Source organism: Dyella humicola, assembly GCF_026283945.1.
Taxonomy (GTDB): Bacteria; Pseudomonadota; Gammaproteobacteria; order Xanthomonadales; family Rhodanobacteraceae; genus Dyella; species Dyella humicola.
Map to the genome: position 1 here is coordinate 3128147 of NZ_JAPDPC010000001.1, position 20203 is coordinate 3148349.

At 62.4% G+C, this 20203-nt stretch carries 26 protein-coding genes; 14 read left to right on the forward strand and 12 right to left on the reverse strand.

Annotated elements, in window-relative coordinates:
• The first annotated feature begins 295 nt into the window (after positions 1–295).
• The 3 genes from msrA to OUZ30_RS13855 all read left to right on the forward strand — a co-directional run bounded on the left by msrA (position 296) and on the right by OUZ30_RS13855 (position 1546).
• The gene (msrA, locus tag OUZ30_RS13845; protein ID WP_266182889.1) at positions 296–805 is read left to right on the forward strand and encodes a peptide-methionine (S)-S-oxide reductase MsrA; all 510 of its coding nucleotides are present in this window, start codon (positions 296–298) and stop codon (positions 803–805) included.
• Between the two features lie 77 nt (positions 806–882).
• On the forward strand, positions 883–1134 hold the full coding sequence (locus OUZ30_RS13850; RefSeq protein ID WP_266182890.1) for a hypothetical protein: 252 nt from the start codon (positions 883–885) through the stop codon (positions 1132–1134).
• A gap of 10 nt (positions 1135–1144) precedes the next feature.
• Positions 1145–1546 (forward strand): cupin domain-containing protein, encoded by a 402-nt coding sequence (locus OUZ30_RS13855; RefSeq protein ID WP_266182891.1) that lies wholly within the window; start codon positions 1145–1147, stop codon positions 1544–1546.
• Between the two features lie 126 nt (positions 1547–1672).
• Here OUZ30_RS13855 and OUZ30_RS13860 read toward each other — a convergent pair whose 3' ends face one another.
• Complete coding sequence (locus OUZ30_RS13860) at positions 1673–2551, reverse strand: SDR family NAD(P)-dependent oxidoreductase (RefSeq protein WP_266182892.1); 879 nt, start codon at positions 2549–2551, stop codon at positions 1673–1675.
• Positions 2552–2667: 116 nt separating this feature from the next.
• On the opposite strand from OUZ30_RS13860, the gene OUZ30_RS13865 reads away from it, so the two are divergent.
• Positions 2668–3606 carry a GlxA family transcriptional regulator gene (locus OUZ30_RS13865; protein WP_266182893.1) on the forward strand — a complete coding sequence of 313 codons (939 nt, stop codon included), beginning with the start codon at positions 2668–2670 and terminating at the stop codon, positions 3604–3606.
• A 68-nt stretch (positions 3607–3674) separates the two neighbouring features.
• Here the strand turns inward: OUZ30_RS13865 and OUZ30_RS13870 are convergent, their stop codons facing one another.
• The 3 genes from OUZ30_RS13870 to OUZ30_RS13880 are packed head-to-tail and all read right to left on the reverse strand — an operon-like array spanning position 3675 to position 6320.
• Positions 3675–4994, reverse strand: coding sequence for a sensor histidine kinase (locus OUZ30_RS13870; RefSeq protein ID WP_266182894.1), 1320 nt, complete (start codon positions 4992–4994; stop codon positions 3675–3677).
• Positions 4991–5731, reverse strand: coding sequence for a response regulator (locus OUZ30_RS13875; RefSeq protein WP_266182895.1), 741 nt, complete (start codon positions 5729–5731; stop codon positions 4991–4993). The genes OUZ30_RS13870 and OUZ30_RS13875 overlap by 4 nt, the downstream gene beginning before the upstream one ends.
• A 43-nt stretch (positions 5732–5774) precedes the next feature.
• The gene (locus OUZ30_RS13880; RefSeq protein ID WP_266182896.1) at positions 5775–6320 is read right to left on the reverse strand and encodes a redoxin domain-containing protein; all 546 of its coding nucleotides are present in this window, start codon (positions 6318–6320) and stop codon (positions 5775–5777) included.
• Positions 6321–6635: 315 nt separating this feature from the next.
• On the opposite strand from OUZ30_RS13880, the gene OUZ30_RS13885 reads away from it, so the two are divergent.
• The 7 genes from OUZ30_RS13885 (at position 6636) to OUZ30_RS13915 (ending at position 10665) form a co-directional block, all read left to right on the forward strand.
• Positions 6636–7055: an organic hydroperoxide resistance protein gene (locus OUZ30_RS13885; protein ID WP_266182897.1), complete on the forward strand. Its 420-nt coding sequence runs from the start codon at positions 6636–6638 to the stop codon at positions 7053–7055.
• Positions 7056–7102: 47 nt separating this feature from the next.
• A complete protein-coding gene (locus tag OUZ30_RS13890) occupies positions 7103–7378 on the forward strand; it encodes a BufA1 family periplasmic bufferin-type metallophore (protein WP_266182898.1) in 276 nt (91 codons plus the stop codon).
• A complete protein-coding gene (locus OUZ30_RS13895; RefSeq protein ID WP_266182899.1) occupies positions 7378–7926 on the forward strand; it encodes a DoxX family protein in 549 nt (182 codons plus the stop codon). Before OUZ30_RS13890 ends, OUZ30_RS13895 begins: the two co-directional genes overlap by 1 nt.
• The gene (locus OUZ30_RS13900; protein ID WP_266182900.1) at positions 7919–8674 is read left to right on the forward strand and encodes an alpha/beta fold hydrolase; all 756 of its coding nucleotides are present in this window, start codon (positions 7919–7921) and stop codon (positions 8672–8674) included. Before OUZ30_RS13895 ends, OUZ30_RS13900 begins: the two co-directional genes overlap by 8 nt.
• A gap of 51 nt (positions 8675–8725) precedes the next feature.
• Entirely contained in the window at positions 8726–9010 is a 285-nt protein-coding gene (bufA2, locus tag OUZ30_RS13905) for a BufA2 family periplasmic bufferin-type metallophore (protein WP_266182901.1), read from the forward strand.
• Positions 9011–9073: 63 nt separating this feature from the next.
• Positions 9074–9919, forward strand: a complete 846-nt coding sequence (bufB, locus tag OUZ30_RS13910; RefSeq protein ID WP_266182902.1) for an MNIO family bufferin maturase — start codon at positions 9074–9076, stop codon at positions 9917–9919.
• Positions 9916–10665, forward strand: a complete 750-nt coding sequence (locus OUZ30_RS13915) for an HvfC/BufC N-terminal domain-containing protein (RefSeq protein ID WP_266182903.1) — start codon at positions 9916–9918, stop codon at positions 10663–10665. The genes bufB and OUZ30_RS13915 overlap by 4 nt, the downstream gene beginning before the upstream one ends.
• A gap of 141 nt (positions 10666–10806) precedes the next feature.
• Here the strand turns inward: OUZ30_RS13915 and OUZ30_RS13920 are convergent, their stop codons facing one another.
• The 8 genes from OUZ30_RS13920 to OUZ30_RS13955 form a co-directional block, all read right to left on the reverse strand.
• Positions 10807–12084, reverse strand: a complete 1278-nt coding sequence (locus tag OUZ30_RS13920; RefSeq protein ID WP_266182904.1) for an MFS transporter — start codon at positions 12082–12084, stop codon at positions 10807–10809.
• Between the two features lie 109 nt (positions 12085–12193).
• On the reverse strand, positions 12194–12430 hold the full coding sequence (locus tag OUZ30_RS13925; RefSeq protein ID WP_266182905.1) for a tautomerase family protein: 237 nt from the start codon (positions 12428–12430) through the stop codon (positions 12194–12196).
• Positions 12431–12480: 50 nt separating this feature from the next.
• Entirely contained in the window at positions 12481–13191 is a 711-nt protein-coding gene (locus tag OUZ30_RS13930; protein WP_266182906.1) for an SDR family NAD(P)-dependent oxidoreductase, read from the reverse strand.
• Positions 13192–13295: 104 nt separating this feature from the next.
• The gene (locus tag OUZ30_RS13935; protein ID WP_266182907.1) at positions 13296–14249 is read right to left on the reverse strand and encodes a LysR family transcriptional regulator; all 954 of its coding nucleotides are present in this window, start codon (positions 14247–14249) and stop codon (positions 13296–13298) included.
• 408 nt (positions 14250–14657) lie between these two features.
• Positions 14658–14864: a tautomerase family protein gene (locus tag OUZ30_RS13940; protein WP_266182908.1), complete on the reverse strand. Its 207-nt coding sequence runs from the start codon at positions 14862–14864 to the stop codon at positions 14658–14660.
• A 124-nt stretch (positions 14865–14988) separates the two neighbouring features.
• Positions 14989–16065 (reverse strand): NAD(P)H-dependent flavin oxidoreductase, encoded by a 1077-nt coding sequence (locus OUZ30_RS13945; protein WP_266182909.1) that lies wholly within the window; start codon positions 16063–16065, stop codon positions 14989–14991.
• Between the two features lie 429 nt (positions 16066–16494).
• Positions 16495–16911 (reverse strand): VOC family protein, encoded by a 417-nt coding sequence (locus tag OUZ30_RS13950; RefSeq protein WP_266182910.1) that lies wholly within the window; start codon positions 16909–16911, stop codon positions 16495–16497.
• A 269-nt stretch (positions 16912–17180) separates the two neighbouring features.
• Entirely contained in the window at positions 17181–17525 is a 345-nt protein-coding gene (locus tag OUZ30_RS13955) for a glycine zipper 2TM domain-containing protein (RefSeq protein WP_266182911.1), read from the reverse strand.
• Positions 17526–18060: 535 nt separating this feature from the next.
• Here OUZ30_RS13955 and OUZ30_RS13960 point away from each other — a divergent pair.
• From OUZ30_RS13960 to OUZ30_RS13970, 3 genes are read left to right on the forward strand one after another with little or no spacing between them, the layout of a single operon-like run.
• On the forward strand, positions 18061–18351 hold the full coding sequence (locus OUZ30_RS13960; RefSeq protein ID WP_266182912.1) for a lipid-A-disaccharide synthase N-terminal domain-containing protein: 291 nt from the start codon (positions 18061–18063) through the stop codon (positions 18349–18351).
• Positions 18351–18626: a lipid-A-disaccharide synthase N-terminal domain-containing protein gene (locus tag OUZ30_RS13965; protein WP_266182913.1), complete on the forward strand. Its 276-nt coding sequence runs from the start codon at positions 18351–18353 to the stop codon at positions 18624–18626. Before OUZ30_RS13960 ends, OUZ30_RS13965 begins: the two co-directional genes overlap by 1 nt.
• A 46-nt stretch (positions 18627–18672) precedes the next feature.
• Entirely contained in the window at positions 18673–20199 is a 1527-nt protein-coding gene (locus OUZ30_RS13970; RefSeq protein ID WP_266182915.1) for an ArnT family glycosyltransferase, read from the forward strand.
• Positions 20200–20203: the final 4 nt, after the last annotated feature.

The window sequence follows — 20203 nt, forward strand, 5'->3', positions numbered from 1 at the left end:
CACGTGCCCGGATGATCAGTTGATGCAGGCTCCCTGCTCCGCGCCATGTCCGCCGTCGAACGGGGCGCGGAACCGGTTGCAGAGCGGCGCTTCGCGCAGGCCGGGATCGCCGGGAAGTGGGTCGTGCCGCCGGGATCTTCTACCGTGATGTAACTGACCATGACCATCGGGCGAATGCGATACAGAGGCCGGCCACCGGTATCTGGCGTATCTTCGCCATCCAGAGGGTAACAAGCTGCCGTGCATCGCATGGCAGGTTGATACGCCCTATTTTAATCATTGGGAAGGAAACATCATGACGACGAAAAGCGAAACGGCCATCCTCGCTGGCGGCTGCTTCTGGGGTATGCAGGATCTGCTGCGGAGCTACCCGGGCGTGCTGTCGACGCGAGTGGGGTACTCAGGTGGTGATGAAGCCAACGCCACCTACCGCAACCATGGCACACATGCGGAAGCGATCGAGATCGTGTTTGATCCGAGTCGGCTCAGCTATCGCCAGATCCTCGAGTTCTTTTTCCAGATTCATGACCCGACCACGAAGAATCGCCAGGGCAACGATGTGGGCCTGAGTTACCGCTCAGCCATCTTCTATCTCGACGACCAGCAGAGACACGAAGCCGAGGACGCCGTTGCCGACGCCGACGCATCCGGTCTCTGGCCCGGCAAGGTAGTCACCGAGATTGCCCCCGCGGGGCCGTTCTGGGAAGCCGAACCGGAACACCAGGACTATCTGGAACGCTATCCCAACGGATACACGTGTCACTTCATCCGACCGGATTGGAAGCTGCCCCGGCGCGGGCAATGATCCGTTGGGCCGATGTCACTGGCGACGTCATAACCACGTCGAAACGCCACGCCCCCTCGTCCACAGGCACTCACTCCATGGCTACCCAGCCGTCCGCCTACGTCCCGATCAGCTGTGAATTTCACGACCTGCTCGAAACACTCGCCACTACGCGCCAGTTGGCACAGATTCGCTTTCGCGACCAAGAGGGCGTTGTGCAGCATCGCTCTGTGACCATTACCGATGTCTATGCCCGCGAGAGTGCCGAATATCTCTCGATGGGTTCCGGTGAAACCCTGCGCCTGGATCAACTGCTGGAAGTCGACAACGAACGTTTGACCGAGGTATGAGGAGGCTCTCATGAAAGCGACGCAAATCGCGGCCATCATGGCTCTCGCCATCGCCAGTGCCATAACGCCCCACCTAGGGCGGGCGCAGCAAGCGGGCGTCCATCGCACCGACCTTCAACGGCACGATCTCAGCATGCCTGGATGGGAGGCCATCCAGGTGCGCGTCGACATCGATCCCGGGGTGACTGCGCCGAATCACAGGCACCCCGGCGAAGAGATCATCTACGTGCTTGCGGGCTCGCTGGAGTATCAACTCCAGGGCAAGCCCCCGGTGACGCTCAAAGCTGGCGATGTCCTGTTCGTCCCAGCGGGAGTCATCCACAGCGCGAAAAACGTTGGCCACGATAACGCGTCGGAACTCGCGACCTACGTAGTCGAAAAAGGCAAGCCACTGGTCGAGCTGATCAAGTAGGAAGCGATCATCATCGGGTTTTGCCGGGCCCAGCGAGATCGACATCGATCTGACGGGAGCGCCTGTAGCGGGCGACATCGCGAAGCCGCAAGTGCCCGGGTTGGATCTTCGCCTCGGGCCGCGGTTTCAGGGCGTACTCGCCAGCCCGTGCGTGAGGCTCGGGAGTATTGGACGCTTGTCTGAGGCGTTCGGCTCTGCGCCGGCCACGGAGGCAAGGCCATAGCGCGCGGCGGGTTGGTCACGCGAGAGATTGGGCAGCAACTTCTGGCGCGCCTCTTCGTAGGCGCTCCAGTCGGCGCTATCGGGCAGTGAAGGGACCGTGAAGATCTCGCCCTGGTCCAGGCCAGCCAAAGCAGCATCCACCAGGTCCATCGCCGACATGACGATGCTGGATGGCAGCTTGTCGACCGGGTGGCCAACCACGTCCCAGAACTCGGTGGCGATCGCGCCCGGCAGGACCGCCTGCACACGCAGGCCCTTGGCAGCCAGCTCGTGATGAAGCGAGCGCGTAAAGGCCAATACATAGGCCTTGGTGCCGCCGTACACGCCGTTGAGAATCTCCGGCGCCACGGCCACGATGGAGGCGACATTGATGATCGTGCCGCCACCCCGTTCGACGAAGCCGGGCACGGCCGCGTAGGTGAGACGCGTGAGTGCGCTCACGTTGAGCGAAATCATTTCGGTCATGCGTGCGACGTCCGATGCCAGCAGCGGTGTGGCGGCACCAAAACCGGCGTTGTTGACCAACGCAGTAATGCTTCGGTCCTGGCGCAGCAGGTTCTCAACGCTGGCGAGTTCGGCGGGATCGTTGAGATCGGCAGGAAACACCTGGATCGAACGCCCCGTCTCGTCGGTCAGGCGACGCGCAAGCCCATCCAGCCGTTCGCGATTGCGGGCCACCAGGATCAGGTCATGACCGCGGCGCGCCAGGCGGTCTGCATAGATGGCACCAATGCCGCTGGAAGCGCCAGTGATGACAGCGGTGCCTTTGGAAGAGGAATTCATGTTGAGGTCTCGGTTTGCACTGGCGGGATGCCAGCGTCGTGAAACCTTTATAGGTCGAATGCGTGTAGACTCAAATGTCCGATATGCCACTTTTTATGCCATACAGGAGATTTACCGTGCATCGCGTCGGCTTGGTGGTCTTTCCCGGCTTTCAGGCCATGAGCCTGGCAGCGGTCTCGGCGTTCGAATTCGCCAATCTCACCATGGAGCGGAAGATTTATGAGATCCGCTACGTATCCGAAACGGGCGGCCCGGTTGCCGGCTCGTTCGGCATGACGATGCAAACGGATACTTTCGCCCGACGCGGCTTTCACACCTTGTTGATCGGCGGAGGCGTGGGCATTCCCGACTCGACGCCCGACTTGCTTCGGTGCATACGCAACGCTGCCCGCCGCTCGCGGCGCGTCGCCTCAATTTGCACCGGTGCCTTCCTTCTGGCCGAAGCGGGCCTGCTGGACGGGCGCCGTGCCACTACGCACTGGCTGCTCGCACCTCAGCTCAAGCAGCGCTATCCCCAAGTCAATGTTGAAGAGGATCGCATCTTCATCATCGATGGACCGACCTGGACATCGGCGGGCATGAGTGCGGGTGTCGATCTGGCACTGGCCATGGTCGAAAAGGATCTGGGCCCGGAGGTGGCACGCAAGGTGGCCCAACTACTGGTGGTCTATCACCGTCGCGCAGGCGGCCAGTCGCAATTCTCCGCCCTGCTGGAATTGGAGCCCAAATCGGACCGCATCCAGCATGCACTGAGCTACGCGAAAAGCCATCTGCGGTCGGCGCTCACGGTAGAAGAACTGGCCGCTGCCGCCAACCTCAGCCCGCGGCAGTTCAGCCGCACATTTCGCGCCGAGACCGGCCAGTCGCCTGCCAAAGCAGTGGAACACCTGCGGGTCGAAGCGGCCCGCCTGATGATGGAACAGACGCGACATCCCGTTGAGGTTGTGGCACGCGAAGTGGGCTTTGACGATCGCGAGCGCATGCGGCGTGCCTTCGTGCGGATGTTCGGAAAGCCACCTCAGGCGATGAGGCGCGAAGCGCCAGGCCCGGTGTAAAACGAAGCATCCGCAAGCCGCACGTCAGCGGCCACGTGGCTGCGGAGTCCTGCGGGTGGCGCGGCCCGTCACGGCAAGATGATGGTTGCCGTGAGACCTCCGCCCTCGCGGTTGCCAAGGGTCAGGCTTCCACCCATGGAGCTCGTCAGTTGTGCCGCGATGGCCAAGCCCAGTCCCACGCCGCCCGTATCGCGGTTTCTCGATGCCTCCAATCGATAGAACGGTTGCAATACCTGCTCCAGTTCCTCGTCGGCAATACCGGGACCACGGTCCGACACCGCCATGCACAGGGCACCCTGCCCGTTCCGCCAGGCGGCAACTTCCGCGACGCCGCCGTATTTGATGGCGTTGTCGATAAGGTTGCCGAGAACGCGCCGCAACGCCTGTCGGCGGATCATGGTGGAACCGCTGACCGACGCCACGAGGGAAACCGGCCGCCCCACATCCTGATAGTCGAACACGAGGCTCTCGAGAAAAGCACCCACATCCATGCGTACCGGCGCCTCTGCTCCACCATGCGCGCTTCGGGCGTAGGCCACACCCTCGCGCACAAGCTGTTCCATCGCGCGCAAATCATCGAGAATCTTCTGCTTCGTCACACAGTCTTCCAACGCCTCGGCGCGTAGACGCATGCGTGTAATGGGTGTCTGCAAGTCGTGAGAAATCGACGCGAGGATATGCAGACGCTCCTTCAAATGGCGACGGATGCGTTCCTGCATAGCATTGAAGGCCGCGGCTGCCTGGGCGACTTCGGTTGGTCCTTCCTCACTCATGTCGGGTCCGTCAGCCGTAGGCATCAAGGTTTCCGCGGCCTTCGCCAGGTTGCTCAAGGGGCGCGTTGCCAGCCGCACGGCAAGCCACGTGAACAACAACAAGAGCAGCACCTGCAGAAACAAAACAAAGGGGAGCCATTGCGCTACGGGCATGAGACGTGGCGTGATGTCGAGGGTAAGCGGCGAACCATCGCGCAAGGTGAAGTGCACCTGGTAACGGCCCCGCGCGGCGGCGATGGCGTCGCCGTGCACGCGGAAGTCCGCGCCAACTTCCTTGGCGATCAGGCGCGTGACGTCCCGCGAACGAGTCGTGGTCAACGGAACGCCAGGTTGGCCAGGATCAAGCACGAAATGGTAATTGTCTCGCCGCAGTCGCCCTAGCCAGTCCGGACGCTCAGGCGCCGGCAAATGGTCAAGCACGGCGACCGACGTCCCTATGTCATGCTCCATGGTGTTTAGCATGACGGTGGTGGCGCTTTGATAGCGCTCATAGAACAGCAGCGCGAGCGAAAGCCCCTGAGCAAGCATCAGGCCGGCAAAGATGATCAGGTAAAGCCGCGAGGCCATGCTGCGCGGCAGCCAGCGCCAGGCGACGGCCGGGGCCTCCGCGCTCATGCATCGCTCCCGGGCACGGTCACCGGCATACAGAACACATAACCCTCGCTACGGACGGTCTTGATATAGGACTGATCTTTCGCGTCGTCGTCGAGACGACTTCTCAGTCGGCTCACCAGCAGGTCGATGGAGCGATCGAACAACTCCGCATCCCTGCCCTGGGTCAGGTTGAGCAGCTGGTCCCTCGACAGCACGCGTTGCGGGTGATCGAGAAAGACCCGCAGCAAGCGGAACTCGGCACCGCTCAATGAAATGATCGTGCCACCCTCGTCGAGCAGATGACGTGCCGCGGTGTCCAGCCGCCACCGGCCGAACGCCAGCATGTCCGCCGATTCGGTGATGCGCAGATTCGGCGGCAACATGCGCGTGCGCCGAATCACGGCCTTGATGCGCGCAAGCAACTCGCGCGGCGAGAACGGCTTGACCACATAGTCGTCGGCGCCCATTTCCAAGCCGATGATGCGATCGGTTTCATCATCCCGCGCCGTCAGCAGGAGGATCGGCACGGCGCGATGCTTGCCGCTGCGCAAAGTCCGGCAGAGCACCAGGCCATCGTCGCCGGGCATCATGATGTCGAGCACGATCAGGTCGAACGCCGACGTATCGAGCTGCGCAAACATGTCGCGCCCATCCACGGCGGCACTGGCGCGCAGGCCGTTCTTGCGCAGGTAGTCCGCGACCCCCGTGCGAATGTCGTGATCGTCATCGACGACAAGAATGTGATCGATATGTTCCATGTCTACCCATCCCAAGGATTACGTCGCTCTCATGCCTCACGCGTCAGGACGGTTCGCCGAGCAACACCTGAACGCGCTTTTCGGTGTCTTCATAGTCACCCTCGCCGAAGTGGCTATACACGATGCGACCATCGCGATCGATCAGATAGATGGCCGGCCAGTAGCGATTTCCGTAGGCATTCCAGATGCGAGAGTCATTATCCACCGCAACCGGCCAGGTGATGCTGAACTCATTCAAGGCAGCCTGAAGGCTCCGCGCGTCCCGTTCCTCGTCGTACTCGGGCGTATGTACCCCGACGACGACCAGGCCGTCCTTGCCGTATTTTTCATAAAGCGCCTTCGTGTGGGGCAGCACGTGAATGCAGTTGATGCACTCGCGCGCCCAGAACTCCACCAGCACGACCTTGCCGCGCAGTTTTTCCAGCGACAGCGGCGGCGAATTGAGCCAACGATTCGCGCCGACGAGGTCTGGGGCCGGCGTTCCCGGCGCGTGCTCCTGAGCGCTTGCCGTACTCCAGGCATTGGGCCAGACGGCGATGAATGCGGCGCTTAGGGCGGCCAGGACGGCTGCTAGACGCAGAAATTTCATAAGGCTTGCCTCGCGGACAGGGAGGGCGGTGCCACAGCGCACCGCCATACGTCCTATTGAATCGACTCCGTTTATCTCAGGCGTGTCCGCTTTACCGGCTTTTTGTATCCGTATGTACAGCGCCGCCGGACCGCGCTGCACGCGTTCAGCGGGACTTTTGTATCGGGATGTATCCAGCCCCCGTCGCGACACATTGCGATGCCTTTTGGCGCTCGGCGCGACACACCGTGGATACGTCGCGGCGGTTTCCTATGCCCTCCAGCCGATCCTTCGCCACCACTCGGGGCGCGCGGCCATTCAACCAGGAAACCGATCATGTCCCAGAGCAACGCCATTCTCTACACCGGCAAGACCCATACCACTGGTGGCCGTGATGGCCAGTCACGCAGCAGCGACAACCGCCTCGACATCAGGCTGTCGCTACCCGGCTCCAACGGCACCGGCACCAACCCGGAACAACTGTTCGCCGCTGGCTGGTCTGCCTGCTTCCTCGGTGCCATGCAGCGCAACGCGCAGGCGCTGGGCGTCCGCTTCCCGGCCGATGCTGCGGTCGACGCCGAGGTGGACCTCGCCAACACGGCCGAGAAGAGCTTCTTCTTGCAGGCGCGCCTCAACGTGAGCTTGCCCGGGCTGGATCGCGCCGAGGCCCAGTCCATCGTCGATCTCGCCCATCAGACCTGCCCATATTCCAAGGCGATCCGCGGAAACATCGACGTCGTCACCTCCCTCGTCTGAACCACGCTCCCATCCGAGCTCTATCCCACGTATCCACGGAGAATCCCATGAAACGCACACACGCCACGCTCGCCGCCACGTTTGCCCTCGGTCTCGCCTGCCTCGCCTCGATCGGCCACGCCGAGGACGCCAAGAAGCCCATGGAAAAATGCTATGGCGTCGCTCTCGCCGGCAAGAACGATTGCGCCGCCGGTGCCGGCACGAGCTGCGCAGGCACGGCGAAAGCCAACTACCAGGGCAATGCCTGGGTGCTCGTCGACAAAGGGACATGCACCACGATCAAGACGCCCAAGGGCCACGGCTCCCTCGGGGCGCAGTCGTAATGTCCTCGACCGAGCTGACTGCCTTTCGGATGGCGCGACCGCGCGAGGCGAGTACGACGCTTGCGGCGCGATGGTCGGGAGTGCTCCCGGATGCCTTGCTGCTGTTGGTCGCCCGCTGGGGAATCGCTTCGGTGTTCTTCCAGTCGGGTCGTACCAAGGTCGAGGGGTTCCTGTCGATCAAGCCGTCGACCTACGACCTGTTCGCCTCGGAGTACCACCTGCCGCTGATTTCGCCGGAATGGGCGGCTCGCCTGGCCACTGGAGCGGAACACCTCTTCCCCCTGTTGCTGGTGCTGGGGCTGTGCTCGCGGGCGTCCGCGCTCGCCCTGTTGGGCATGACCACGGTGATCGAGATCTTCGTCTATCCGGACGCCTGGCCGACGCACCTGAGCTGGGCCGGCTTGCTCCTGCCGATCATCGCCCGCGGTGGTGGCAAGTGGTCGCTCGACCACCTGTTGCGCCGTTGGCGCGAACGCCGCGAAACGCAACGCCAGGGCACGCCCCAAGCTTTCTCATCATTGGCACCAAAGGGAGCCCACCATGCGTAAATTGTTGAGTTTCACCCTTGCCCTCATGGCATCGACCGGTTTCGCGCATGCGGCCGAGGTGGCGCCCACCGGCGTCAAGAACATCGTGATCGTCCCTGGTGCTTTCGTCGACGGTTCGGGCTGGCATGTGGTGCACGACATCCTGATCCACAAGGGCTACAGCGTGAACATCGTGCAGCCCCGCATCGACACCTTGCTCAACGACGCCGAGGCGGTCAACCGCCAGCTGCGCAAGGAAGACGGTCCGACCCTGCTGGTCGGCAGCGACTACGGCGGCGCCGTGATCAGCCAGGCCGGCAATCGCGACAAGGTCAAGGGCTTGGTCTATGTGGCCGCCGTAGCGCCGACCGTTGGCGAAAGCACGCTCCAGCTGGTCGAGTCCATGCCCGAGCCCAGTAACGATCTTCAGCCCTCCTGGGACGGCTACATCTACGTCAAGGAAAAGCAGTTCGGCGCCGATTTTGGTGGCGACTTGACCACCAACCGCACCAATTTCCTGGCCGTGTCGCAGGTGCCGGGAACGGTAGGTGCGCTGCGCGCCATGACCGAGACAGCCGCCTGGCGCAACAAGCCCAGCTGGGCCGTCGTTGCGACCGAAGACCGCGTGTACAGCCCCGAGCTTCAGCGCTCGATGTACCAGCGCGCCGGATCCAAGGTCACCGAGATCAAAGGCAGCCACCTCGTCTACATGTCGCAGCCGGAACAGGTCGCACAAGTCATCGAAGACGCGGCGAAGAGCCTGAAGTAACCCCACACCCACCACCACGGTCCCTCCGGACCCACCCCCAGGAGTATCACCATGTCCATCATCGCCACCAAGTCACGTAGCGGCTTTGCTGCCGCCGCCGCCGCTGTCGCCCTTGCTCTTGCCTCGCTCCATGCACCGGTGCACGCCGCCGACCAAGGTTCCCAGAAGCAGGAGCCAACCCGTTGCTACGGTGTCAACTCCTGCAAGGGCCAAAGCCTGTGCGCAACGGCCAAGCACGACTGCAAGGGCCTCAATGGCTGCAAGGGCCAGGGCGTCGTCGTGAAGACGCCAAGCGAGTGCACCGCCGCTGGCGGCACGCTGACCGAGCCCAAGTGATCGAATCGCTGGACCCGCGCCATGCGGGTCCAGCCCTCGCCCGTGCTGACCAGGAACCTTGCCATGCTCACCACCCTACCCACTTTTGCAGGCTTCGGACTTGGCTTGCGCCGCGAGCACTACCGCGACTTCCTCGAAACCGACGTACCCGTCGACTTTGTCGAAGTGATCTCGGAAAACTTCATGGTCGACGGCGGGCAGCCACGACATATCCTGCGCCAGGTGCGCGAACGTCATCCCATGGCGTTGCACGGTGTATCCATGTCGATCGGTTCCGCGGATGGCCTCAATCACAGCTACCTCCGGCGCCTGCGGGCGCTGGTCGACGAGATTGATCCGCTGTTCGTGTCGGATCACCTGAGCTGGTCACGCATTGACCACTTCAACTCGCATGATCTGCTGCCGCTGCCCTACACCGAAGAAGCGTTGGAAATTGTCTGCGACAACATCATGACGGCGCAGGACACTCTCGGCCGATCGATGTTGTTCGAGAACCCCTCGAGCTATATCGCCTTCCCTGGGCAGGCCATGCCCGAGTGGGAATTCCTCGGCGAAATGTCGCGCCGCACCGGCTGCGGCTTGCTGCTGGACATCAATAATGTCTATGTCAGTTCGCGCAACCACGGACTGGACGCGTATGCGTATCTTCGTGGCATTCCGCTTGACCGGGTACGCCAGATTCATCTTGCGGGGCACACGCAGGGCCCCGAACTGCTGATCGACACCCACGACCAACCGGTCTGTGACGATGTCTGGTCGCTATACGCCGAGGCGACGACGATGCTGGGTCCCGTGGCGACCATGATCGAGCGCGATGATGCCATCCCTCCGCTTGCTGACCTGATCGAAGAGCTCGACATCGCACGCGCTATCCGCTGGAACAAACAGCAGATGTTGGAGGCCGCATGAACCTTGCCACGCTGCAACGAGGCTTCCGCACCTGGCTGGTTGCTTCATCGAGCGAGGCTACGCTGCGGCAGCTTGGCGCCGGCGCCACGGCAGGCCTGGACGTCTACCAGAACAACTACCGAGCGCAATTGGTCGGCTGCCTCGAGTTGAGCTTTCCGCAACTGCGCACCTGGCTCGGGCACGCGGCTTTTCTGGAGACGGCGATCACCCATATCGACAGTCACCCACCGCATGCCTGGACCCTCGATGCCTACGGCATCGACTTCGACCAGACCTTGCAGGCGAGATTTCCGCACAACCCGGACATCCACGAGCTGGCTTGGATCGAGTGGGCCCTGTCGGAGTCGTTCGTTGCCGCCGACGCGATTCGCATGTCGAGTGACGAACTGCAGACGGTCAACTGGGACGCGGCTCGCATCTGCCTCCATCCCAGCTTGCGCCAACACACCGCGACAACCAATGCGGAAGCTATCTGGTCTGCGCTACAAGATGGCGCTGAGCCACCGGAAAGCGAAGTGCTGCCAACGCCGGGCGGCCTGATCGTCTGGCGCCACGAGTTCACCTCCCGCCTCAGGTTTGTCGACACGATCGAACACGAGGCACTGCTGTCGCTACGCGACGACGACCGTTTCACCACGTGGTGTGATGCCCTGGTCGATCGTCTGGGTGAAGAAGCCGGCGTTGCCATGGCCGGCCAACTGCTCGCCGACTGGCTTGCAGCCGGCATCGTTACCGGAACACGGTGAACGGTGGGCTTGGCGCGCAACGAGCCGTGTCAGCCTCGCCATCGGTGCGCCAGCCGCAAATGCTGCCCCGACGCGTCGCCGACCGTTCGCAATGAGTCGCGTCGTCCTCAAGCTAGAACTTGTGGTAACCCACAACCGCCGTCACGCACGGCCTCGCTGTGTTGTTCGCACGCGAATCCACTGATTAAGTCCCGCACATAGCGCCAGTAGCGCTGCGGTAACGAAGAACACCTCACGCAAACCCACCCAGGCACCGATCTGCCCACCGACGAGGGGGCCGATCACCTGTCCGGAAAACTGCGCCGACTGCAGATAGCCCAGCGTCTTGCCGGCCTTGCTCTCGTCGACCGCATGGCGCACCAGCCTGGCCACCGAGGGAAGCAGGCCAGCGATCGTCATGCCCATGAGGCCTCGCAACAAAGCCAACTGCCACCACTGCGTCACGAAGGCCTGGGGCAACATCAGTGCGCTGGTCGCCAGCAAACAGGCCACGATGACCTTGCCACTCCCTACACGGTCGGCCAGCGCACCGAGCCGGGCAGCCGTCAGCATGCTGCCGAAGGCCGAGGCAGCCATGACGAAGCCCGCCGTTTGTGCCAGGTGATTACGCGGCACGCCAAGCTGCCCGATATACACGGTGATAATCGGCTCGATCGACATATTGGCCAGCAGCACCATCATCGCCGTGACGAGCAAGCTGAAGATCAACCAGCGATCCGTGCTGATCGATGGTGTGGTGTTCTCCGCGACGCGCGCATTGGCGTCCAAGGTGCGATCGAAATCTTCCCTGACCAGGAAGATGGTCGCCGCCGCGGCCAGCGCAATCATCGCGCCGCCCACAAAGAAGGTTCCGCGGATCCCCACCAGGCCAGGCAGGAAGCCGCCTACGAGCGGCCCCACCAGGTTTCCCGTCAATGCACCCGTGGACAACACGCCGAGTGCCCAGCCCGATTTATCCCGCGGCGCCTGCGTGCCGATCATCACCACTGAAGCCGAGGCATAACCACCGACCAGACCCGCCAGCAGTCGAAGCACCACGAGTTCGACCACGTTGTGCGCCATACCGATCAGCGACATCAACACGGCCATGCCGATGGCCGCCCGCACGAGCATGGGTTTGCGGCCGAAACGATCGGCCAGGTGCCCCCATAGCGGCGCGGTGATGGCCGTGCCGAGGAAGGTCGCACCAAAGGCAACGCCCGACCATTGCACCACCGCCGAAGCCGGCTGCACGCCAAGTTGCTCGACGTAGAGCGGCAGGAAAGGCAGCAGCATGCTGAGGCTCACCAGGGTGGTGAACGAGCCGAACGTGCTTACCGCGAGGTTGCGCTTCCAGTAATCGGCGTTGCGTTCAGCGTAACCAGCCCGGCCAGCACCTGGCTGCAGGCCATAGCTCACCGACTTCATCTGCGCTGACATTCTGCAATCCTCGTGACAACACATCCCGGCTACCAACCCGTGCCGAGTGTTTGCCACTGCACCTTCAATGAAGCAGTGGCTGCGCGACAAGGCCGCGCAGCCGCCAGCACTACTTCTGCTTTGACTGGTGCTGCTTGCGATATTCGGGGACCGGCAAACCGCCCCAGCCCCAATTTTCCAGCTCCACTTCGTCGATGGCGACGAAAGTGGAGTCCAGCGGCTTGTTCAGGACATCGAGCAGCAACTGGCTGACGCCCTTGATCAAGGCAGCCTTCTGCTCTGCAGTGGCTGCACTGAGGCCAGGCGCCGAACCCTCACGGGTAATCTTGATGTTCACGAAAGGCATGACTGTCTCCTCGAGGGATGGGGTGGGCATGCTGCCCACCCCGTTTCGCCTTAGTGGCCGGCGCTCTGGCCACCGTCAACGTGCAGGATCTCACCAGTGACGAAACCGGCCGAGTCGAGATAAATGACGGCGTCGGTGATGTCGGACATCTCGCCCATGCGGCCCACCGGGTGCAGACCCGCGAGCACCCCGTGCGTCTCTGGCGCATGCATCGGGCTCTTGATGATGCCCGGCGCCACCGCATTCACGCGGATGCCGCGCTTGGCGTACTCGATGGCGAGCGACTTGGTGGCCGCGTTGAGGCCGCCCTTGGTGAGCGAAGCCAGCACCGACGGCACGCCGTCGATCGCGTGGTCGACCAGGCTCGTGCTGATGCTCACGATGTGGCCGCTGCCCTGCTTCTCCATCTCCGCCACCGCGAGCTGGCTGATGTGGAAGAAACCGGTGAGGTTCACCGACAACACGTTGGCGTAATCTTCAGCCGTGTAGTCCGTGAACGGCTTGGCGACAAAGATGCCCGCGTTGTTGACCAGAGTGTCGATGCGGCCGAAGCGCGACAACGCTTCCGTGACAATGCGCTGCGCGACGGCGCGGTCAGCGATGTCGCCCGGCACCGCAATCACGTCGGGATCGCTGGACGGCTTGATCGAGCGGGAGTTGGCAACGACGCGATAATTGCGGTCGCGGAAGGCCTTGACCAGCGCAGCGCCGATGCCCTGCGACGCGCCAGTGACAATGGCGACTTTCTGTTGACTGTTCATACGGTATGCACTCCTAGAGAGAGGGGATTTCAAGCTGATGCGTATCGGGCTCGTCGCTCCGATGTGTCTAATCTAGGCGTGCATGGCGGATAAGCGAATCCCTGCTATTCGGCAGACATTCTTCCGCGCCGCGGTGGAATCGGCGCTTCGGGCGGCGTCTCCGCCTCCTTCGCCAGGCACGCGAAGCGAGAGCGCAGGCGCGGCAGCGCGAAGTCGACGAAGGCACGCACCTTCGGCACCGACAACCGTCCATACGGCGACACGATGTGAACAGGGAGTGGCGTAGGCTCGGCGTCGGCGAGTACGACGCGCAGCAAACCCTGCTTGATCTCCGACGCGACGTGGTACGAGAGAAGCCGCGTCACGCCGTGCCCTTCCACCGCCGATGCAATGGCTCCGCGTACGTTATTGATCACCAGTCGAGGGGTTAACGAGACGGAACGAGGAACCGACGATCCCTCCAGAGGCGGGAAACTCCACGATTCCAGACCCATATGCGCCATGGCGATGATCTGGTGCTTTCCAAGGTCAGCGGGTTCCGCGATGCGGGGATGCGTCGCCAGGTAGCGCGGCGAAGCCACGATCACCCGACGCACTTCCCCAATTCGATGGGCAACCAGGGTCGAGTCGGCTAGATGGGTGATGCGCAAGGCCAGGTCCATGCCTTCGTCGATCAGATTCACCGCTCGTTCCAGCATGTGCAGTCGAACGTTGACGGTGGGGTATTCGTCCATGAACGCATCGACGATGGGCCGCAGAATCTGCACGCCGGCGAACACCGTCGCGGTGATGGTCAACGTTCCACGAGGCACGGAACGCTCGCCTGCCGCACTGCGATCGGCCTCCTCCAGATCCATGAGCAGCTTGCGACAGGCCGTGGCATAGCGCTCGCCCGCCTCACTCAACTTGATGGAACGTGTCGTCCTGTGCAGCAGCGGCACGCCGACATGATCTTCAAGAAAGGCAATCGCCCTGCTCACCGCCGCCGGTGACCGCCCGGTCTTGCGACTGGCGCCAGCGAGACTCCCTTCATCGAGCGCCGCAACGAAGACTTTCATGGCATCTATGCGGTCCATATACATTCCTGGCGAGTGCGCGATGGAGAACGGAGCCTGGAAAGTGTCCTACGACCCCGCATATTCGGCTAGCCATAGCCGATTTCCTTGAAGTCAGATGTATCGTGCTCGTGAAGAACCATGCGGGCAGACCGCGGCACGCACCCGGACTGGGTTGGATGGCCTCCGCCAGGTCGTGCGTAAGCGGAAGCCCTTACTCGCACACGAGCGGCCCACCAGACCTGGCGCTGGACGTTCGGCATGGGAATTCCATGGCACGAAATGCCGCTTAGAGCCTCTTCAAAGTCTCTTTGCGGTCGAAAGCCCCTCCCTAACCCTCCCCTGCGACCGCAGGGGGGGGAGGCTTGGAGTGGGTGCTTGTGGGCCGCCGCCGAGACTTTGAACAGGCGGTTAGACGTCCGACCGAATGCCCGTGAAATCGACGCGATGCTCGTCGTTCTCGATGACGTGATGACCGCCACCTTCGTGGATGACGAGAACGACTTGCTCGCGCGGCTCGCCGGTGAGCTTGCTGACTGCGTCGATCAACCCGGCAGCAAGCGCTCGCAATCGTTCGTCGGATCGTTCGCTACGCAGATCGATGGTGAGTATGGCCAACACGGCCTCCCGGGATCGAAACAAGGGTCACCAGGCGCGCTAGCCGCGGCTTGGCGAGACAAACACAGCCGTCGTGCGGCGGGCGGGAAACCACGCCTTCTTCACGGCAGCTTCAAACACGAGCTCAGGCCAAGGCGCGCTCCAGTTCGCCAATGAGCGTCTGCATGAGTGTCGGTGAAGACATAGAGCGGGCCAAGGGCGCACCCTGACCCGCCCAATGCGCGCCATAACCCGCCTCTCCCGCCGCACGCCCTGCCGCATTGAGCGCCTTGCCGGCGTCGTAGGTGATCGGATAATCGGGAACGACATCGTCGGCTACGCCGGCGCCAAAGCGTGTGAAACGATTGGCCAGGCTCCGCGCGGGCCGCCCTGAAATCACCCGCGTCATCACCGTCGCATAGGCGGCATCACTCGCCAGGATCTTTCGATAGCCCGCATCCGCCAGCGACTCGTCCGTGGCCACAAACGCCGTTCCCAATTGCGCGGCACCGGCCCCTAACTCGAGCGCGGCGGCAATGCCGGCGCCATCCATGATGCCGCCGGTCGCAATCACCGGAACGCCCACGCGTTGCGCCAGGAGCCGGGTCAGCGCAAACGTCCCCAACTGGCTGTCCTCGGCGTCAGGATTGAATACACCGCGGTGTCCGCCCGCCTCATAACCCTGGGCCACGATGACATCGATGCCTGCGTCTTCAATCGACCGCGCTTCCTGCACATCGGTCGCCGTCGCCATGAGCACGATGCCAGCACCATGCAAGGCGGCGATCTGGTCCGGCCTGGGCAAGCCGAAATGGAAGCTCACCACGCTCGGCCGCTCTTCGACCAGCATGGCAAGCATGTCGTCATCGACCAGAAAGGATTTGTAGATCTCCTTCAGCGCCCGTGGGGGCGACGCCCCTGCACCGTCGAATTCGGGGCCCAGTCGCCGTAGCCACGCGGCCTGCTTGGCCTCGTCCGCCTGTGCCGGCCGATGGACAAAGAGATTCACGTTGAGAGGCCCGTCACTCAGCCGGCGAAATTCCCGGATCGCGTCACGCGCCTGGTCCGCGTTCATGGCGCCCATGCCAAGCGAGCCCAGGCCACCGGCGGCGCTCACCGCAGCGGCCATGGCGGGCGAGGAAATGCCCGCCATCGGAGCCTGGATGATCGGCACTTTGATGCCGAGCAGACCGAGTAGAGACGAAGGGACGCGAGTCGCCATAACCGTTCACTCCTGCAGTGATGCCACTCGGCTGCCTCGAAGAAAGCTACGTAGCTTGCCCGAGGAGCCGCATTGATTACCGTGTGCCCAGCTGCCATCGCCATTTTGGTGGACACATCCACCCGTCCGGCAAACCACGCCGGCTGTCAGTAGTGCCTTTTCTCGAACCTGACACACCCACGCAGTTTGGCTCATCCCCAGAGGAGACCATCCCCCTGGGCACAGGCGTGCGAAAACGCTTGCGAATGTACGCTGCGCCAACAGCGCAGCGAAAGACTTGCCGCGCGGCAATCAGTATTCCGCTAATCGAAAGAATCGCATCGACTTCACCATGGTGCTCGTGCTCACCCAACCGCTCGAAACTGAGGCAGTTGCCGTCACGGCAACCATGACGCGGCCCGCTGCAGCAGCGCAGCGCCACACGACTCATCACGCCTGCGGGGTATAGACAAATTCCACGCGTACCCCGCCGGGTTCGCGCACCATGCAGTGAAGCCTCGGCCCCTTGCCCACCGGTTGGGGAGCAAACTCCGCCACCACGCCCGGCCAGGCCGATACGCGCACAAATAGTTCGCCAAGCGCCTCTTCACTGGGCGCCTTCAAGGCGACGTGATGGAGCCCGATGTTTTTTCGCCTATCGAACGGCGTATAGCCATCCGACGCGTCGACTTGCCACAGGGTCAGGCGGCTGAGTCCGTCCGCTACGAACACGGCCGGATAGGCAGGATTCTCGCCGACGACGGTCCAACCAAGGCAGTCGACGAAGAAGCGTCGAGAGAGTTCAAGGTCGGCCACGGTCAGACCGAGGTGATCGATGCCCTTGGTCAGGGCATTGGGATTTTGCATGTTCGGCTTTCCATCGTCCCAGGGGAGCCAGCAAGATTAATCGATAACGTGCTACGCGTTGCGTGCCAGCGTCGGCTCGTCAGAGCCGTCCACATCGGGAGCAGCGATCCCAAAGATCGCTTCCGCCGACCGTGTGTAAGCCATCCTGGCCATCTTTGATGCGGGTGCGTCCTCCCTATGTTTGGACGTCCGTTTTTCGTTCTCAGCAGATCTTCCGTCAAGAGAAGCAATGCAATTTGCTCAGCAGGAAGCCAACGTTGAACGGCTCATCATTGCTGGACCTCACGACAGCGGCGTTCCGTCCTAACCGTGGCGTTATTGTTCTGGTTGTTCCTCTGCACCTGATTGCCGACGACGCCACCGGCCACTGCACCGCCCACCGTCGCCAGGGTTCTGCCCCTGCCGCCGCCAATCTGGTTCCCGACGACGCCACCCGCCACGGCGCCAATGGCAGTGCCAGTAATACGGTTGGGGTCATTCGTATTCGTCTGCGTCACTTGCACGTCTTCACAAACGACGCGCGTGTTCTGAGACGAATTGCTCTGCGCCTGGGCCACGCCAGCAATACCCGTGGCAAGCGCCAAGGCGAACGCGCTGATCGCTAGTCTTTTCATGGGTGTCTCCAGAAGTATGTCTTCTGGATACGCCCGAGGACGTGATGGCAAAGTTAACTCACGCCTAGCTCACGCATGCTTAGTTTTGCCTTAGCTCGATGCCACTTGCGGCCATATCCGGCTTAGTGCCGAGTTGGATGGGCGGCAACAAATTATTGTTGCGTGCCTTGCCCCAAAAGCCCTTTGGCCTCGCTATGCTTTGACAACTCCCAACCGGTCGCGACAGTCACCATGCCAGAACGCGTTTCCGCTACTCGACGGTTCATTGATGTAGCACTTTTGTCGCTCAGTGCCGATCTGCGCAGGCCAATCGAAGTCGGATTCTGGCGCTCCCCGGGAACCTTCTCGCGGACATCGCCGTCGCCATGTTTCACGGGGTCGATCGCGCACCGAGAAAGGGCGCCCCATCGTCGGCCCACCCTTCGCGTGGCTGACGTGAAAATCCACGGCATCGACTTCGCGCCGGCTGCGAGGTCCCCGGTACAGCACGGTGCCTTGCGCGCACACGCACTTGGCCTTGCTTGGAAAGGCGCGTATGGACTTCTCTAGCAGCCACTGGCTGGTCGTTGGACTAACCGGGCAGACGATTTTCTCCGCGCGCTTTCTGCTGCAATGGATCTACAGCGAGATCAAGCGCCAGAGCGCCATACCCATGATCTTCTGGTACGCCAGCATTGTTGGCGGGGCAACGCTGCTCGGCTACGCCATCCACAAGCAGGACCCTGTGTTCATTGTTGGACAAACAGGAGGCGTTCTCATCTACCTGAGAAATCTTCAGCTACGCCTGCGCGAAAACCGGCAGGAACGCCGTGAGGCCATGAACTGATGCATATCGACAACCAATCTCTGTGGATTGCCGCGGGCCTGGTGGGTCAGGCGCTCTTCGGCGCCCGATTTCTCGTACAGTGGCTGTATAGCGAGGCACGCGGGAAAAGCGTCATTCCCGGCGCATTCTGGTACCTGAGTGTCGCTGGCGGATCGATCATTCTTTGTTACGCCATCCATCGGCAGGAGCCGGTTTTCATCATCGGAGAGACCGTGACCTTGCTCGTATTCCTACGCAACTTGCACATGCTCAGAACGCGCCAAGCACGGCAGTGACACTGCTATGGCCACTGCGCTTCGCCTTGCCTCAAGGAATCTGAACATGCCCCAAAGTGCGCTCAATGACGGCAGCTCGCCAGGCCTCGTGGGGAACTCGCGACACCGGCCTTTGCTGTGGTTGATCTTGCTTGGACTGGTTCTCGGCTTCGCCTTCCAGGGAACCCGGGGGCTCTGGAGTCCTGATGAAGGCCGTTACGTCGGTGCCGCGCTGCAGATGCTCGATTCCGGCAACTATCTCGCACCTGGCTACAGCCCCAGCGAGCTGAACTTCTCGAAACCGCCGCTCACCTATTGGGTGATTGCGGGGTCACTCCAGGTATTTGGCCGAAACACCTGGGCAGCACGAGCCCCCTATGCCATCGCCTTGGTACTCACGATGTGGGTGCTCTACGCCATGGGAAAACGGCTGGTGCCGGAGAAACCGTGGTTGCCGGGCCTGATCTACGGCTGCACGCTGTTCCCGTTCTTCACCGCCAACATCATCAGTACCGATGTATTTCTCACGCTGTTTGAAGGTTTGGCCGTACTTGGCTTCGTACGTTCGATCGTGTTCGACGGCGAACGCGATCGACGTCAGGGCGTGACCGTGATGTGGCTGGGTTTTGGCCTGGCCTTCCTCACCAAGGGCCCGCCAGGGCTGTTGCCGCTGCTCGCTATCCTGATCTATGCCGCCAGCCGTGATGGCTGGCGGAGCATGGGGCGCCTGTTCACGCTGCCAGGCATCGCGGCGTTTCTGGTGGTCGGCTTTACCTGGTATCTGCTCGCCGCATGGCGCTATCCCTGGTTGCTGCACTACTTCCTGCATCAGGAGGTGTACGGCCGCATCTTTACCGCGGTGCATCGCCGGCATCCTGGTTTGTTCGGCTGGGCCGTTGTTTATCTGCCCGTGCTGATCCTTGGGTCACTCCCATGGTGGCCCGCCTTGTTTCGCGCCGTGCGCTCGAGCATTTCCCGGGTCCAGTGGCGCAGCTGGTATCGCCAGCACGCCATCGAACCCTTCCTGCTGCTCTGGTTTCTGGTTCCTTTTGTGGTGTTCTGTCTTTCCCAGTCGCGACTGCCGCTCTACGTGCTCCCGTTGTTCCTGCCGTTATCGCTACTGGTAGCACTTCAGCTGCGCGACAGGATCGATCTGCAGGTACCACGCCAGCGAGTGATGCTATGCCTCTGGGTGATCGCGCTGGTTGCCGCCAAGGGCGCCGCGGCCTATGCCATGCATCCGGCGGAGGACAATCGCCAGGCGGCGCGCGAAATCGCCGCCATGACTCCGCTGCAGGACGTCGCCGCCGTCATCGTCATCGTGAATACGGACGCGATGTATGCCATCGAGGAACAGACGCCGTGGGGGCTTCGCCTCTATCTGAACAAGCCGGTGTATGGCGTCGCCTGGCGTACACCCGAAGGGGCGGCATCACTGTGCTCGGCGATACGCGAGCAGCACCAGACACTGGTGATCGTCGATCACGCGATTGATCCGGCGGCCATTCAACCCGCCCTGGCCAGCTGCCAGGTACGCGCAGCGGACCCGCTTGGCAGCTGGCGCGGCAACGCGCTGCTGCGGATGCAAGGCTGATCTC

Bases quoted from the DNA above. Each gene is read 5' to 3' on its own strand.
- msrA (WP_266182889.1), top strand. From the start codon at position 296: ATGACGACGAAAAGCGAAACGGCCATCCTCGCTGGCGGCTGCTTCTGG.
- OUZ30_RS13850 (WP_266182890.1), top strand. From the start codon at position 883: ATGGCTACCCAGCCGTCCGCCTACGTCCCGATCAGCTGTGAATTTCAC.
- OUZ30_RS13855 (WP_266182891.1), top strand. From the start codon at position 1,145: ATGAAAGCGACGCAAATCGCGGCCATCATGGCTCTCGCCATCGCCAGT.
- OUZ30_RS13860 (WP_266182892.1), bottom strand. From the start codon at position 2,551: ATGAATTCCTCTTCCAAAGGCACCGCTGTCATCACTGGCGCTTCCAGC.
- OUZ30_RS13870 (WP_266182894.1), bottom strand. From the start codon at position 4,994: ATGAGCGCGGAGGCCCCGGCCGTCGCCTGGCGCTGGCTGCCGCGCAGC.
- OUZ30_RS13875 (WP_266182895.1), bottom strand. From the start codon at position 5,731: ATGGAACATATCGATCACATTCTTGTCGTCGATGACGATCACGACATT.
- OUZ30_RS13880 (WP_266182896.1), bottom strand. From the start codon at position 6,320: ATGAAATTTCTGCGTCTAGCAGCCGTCCTGGCCGCCCTAAGCGCCGCA.
- OUZ30_RS13885 (WP_266182897.1), top strand. From the start codon at position 6,636: ATGTCCCAGAGCAACGCCATTCTCTACACCGGCAAGACCCATACCACT.
- OUZ30_RS13890 (WP_266182898.1), top strand. From the start codon at position 7,103: ATGAAACGCACACACGCCACGCTCGCCGCCACGTTTGCCCTCGGTCTC.
- OUZ30_RS13895 (WP_266182899.1), top strand. From the start codon at position 7,378: ATGTCCTCGACCGAGCTGACTGCCTTTCGGATGGCGCGACCGCGCGAG.
- OUZ30_RS13900 (WP_266182900.1), top strand. From the start codon at position 7,919: ATGCGTAAATTGTTGAGTTTCACCCTTGCCCTCATGGCATCGACCGGT.
- bufA2 (WP_266182901.1), top strand. From the start codon at position 8,726: ATGTCCATCATCGCCACCAAGTCACGTAGCGGCTTTGCTGCCGCCGCC.
- bufB (WP_266182902.1), top strand. From the start codon at position 9,074: ATGCTCACCACCCTACCCACTTTTGCAGGCTTCGGACTTGGCTTGCGC.
- OUZ30_RS13915 (WP_266182903.1), top strand. From the start codon at position 9,916: ATGAACCTTGCCACGCTGCAACGAGGCTTCCGCACCTGGCTGGTTGCT.
- OUZ30_RS13920 (WP_266182904.1), bottom strand. From the start codon at position 12,084: ATGTCAGCGCAGATGAAGTCGGTGAGCTATGGCCTGCAGCCAGGTGCT.
- OUZ30_RS13925 (WP_266182905.1), bottom strand. From the start codon at position 12,430: ATGCCTTTCGTGAACATCAAGATTACCCGTGAGGGTTCGGCGCCTGGC.
- OUZ30_RS13930 (WP_266182906.1), bottom strand. From the start codon at position 13,191: ATGAACAGTCAACAGAAAGTCGCCATTGTCACTGGCGCGTCGCAGGGC.
- OUZ30_RS13935 (WP_266182907.1), bottom strand. From the start codon at position 14,249: ATGAAAGTCTTCGTTGCGGCGCTCGATGAAGGGAGTCTCGCTGGCGCC.
- OUZ30_RS13945 (WP_266182909.1), bottom strand. From the start codon at position 16,065: ATGGCGACTCGCGTCCCTTCGTCTCTACTCGGTCTGCTCGGCATCAAA.
- OUZ30_RS13950 (WP_266182910.1), bottom strand. From the start codon at position 16,911: ATGCAAAATCCCAATGCCCTGACCAAGGGCATCGATCACCTCGGTCTG.
- OUZ30_RS13955 (WP_266182911.1), bottom strand. From the start codon at position 17,525: ATGAAAAGACTAGCGATCAGCGCGTTCGCCTTGGCGCTTGCCACGGGT.
- OUZ30_RS13960 (WP_266182912.1), top strand. From the start codon at position 18,061: ATGGACTTCTCTAGCAGCCACTGGCTGGTCGTTGGACTAACCGGGCAG.
- OUZ30_RS13965 (WP_266182913.1), top strand. From the start codon at position 18,351: ATGCATATCGACAACCAATCTCTGTGGATTGCCGCGGGCCTGGTGGGT.
- OUZ30_RS13970 (WP_266182915.1), top strand. From the start codon at position 18,673: ATGCCCCAAAGTGCGCTCAATGACGGCAGCTCGCCAGGCCTCGTGGGG.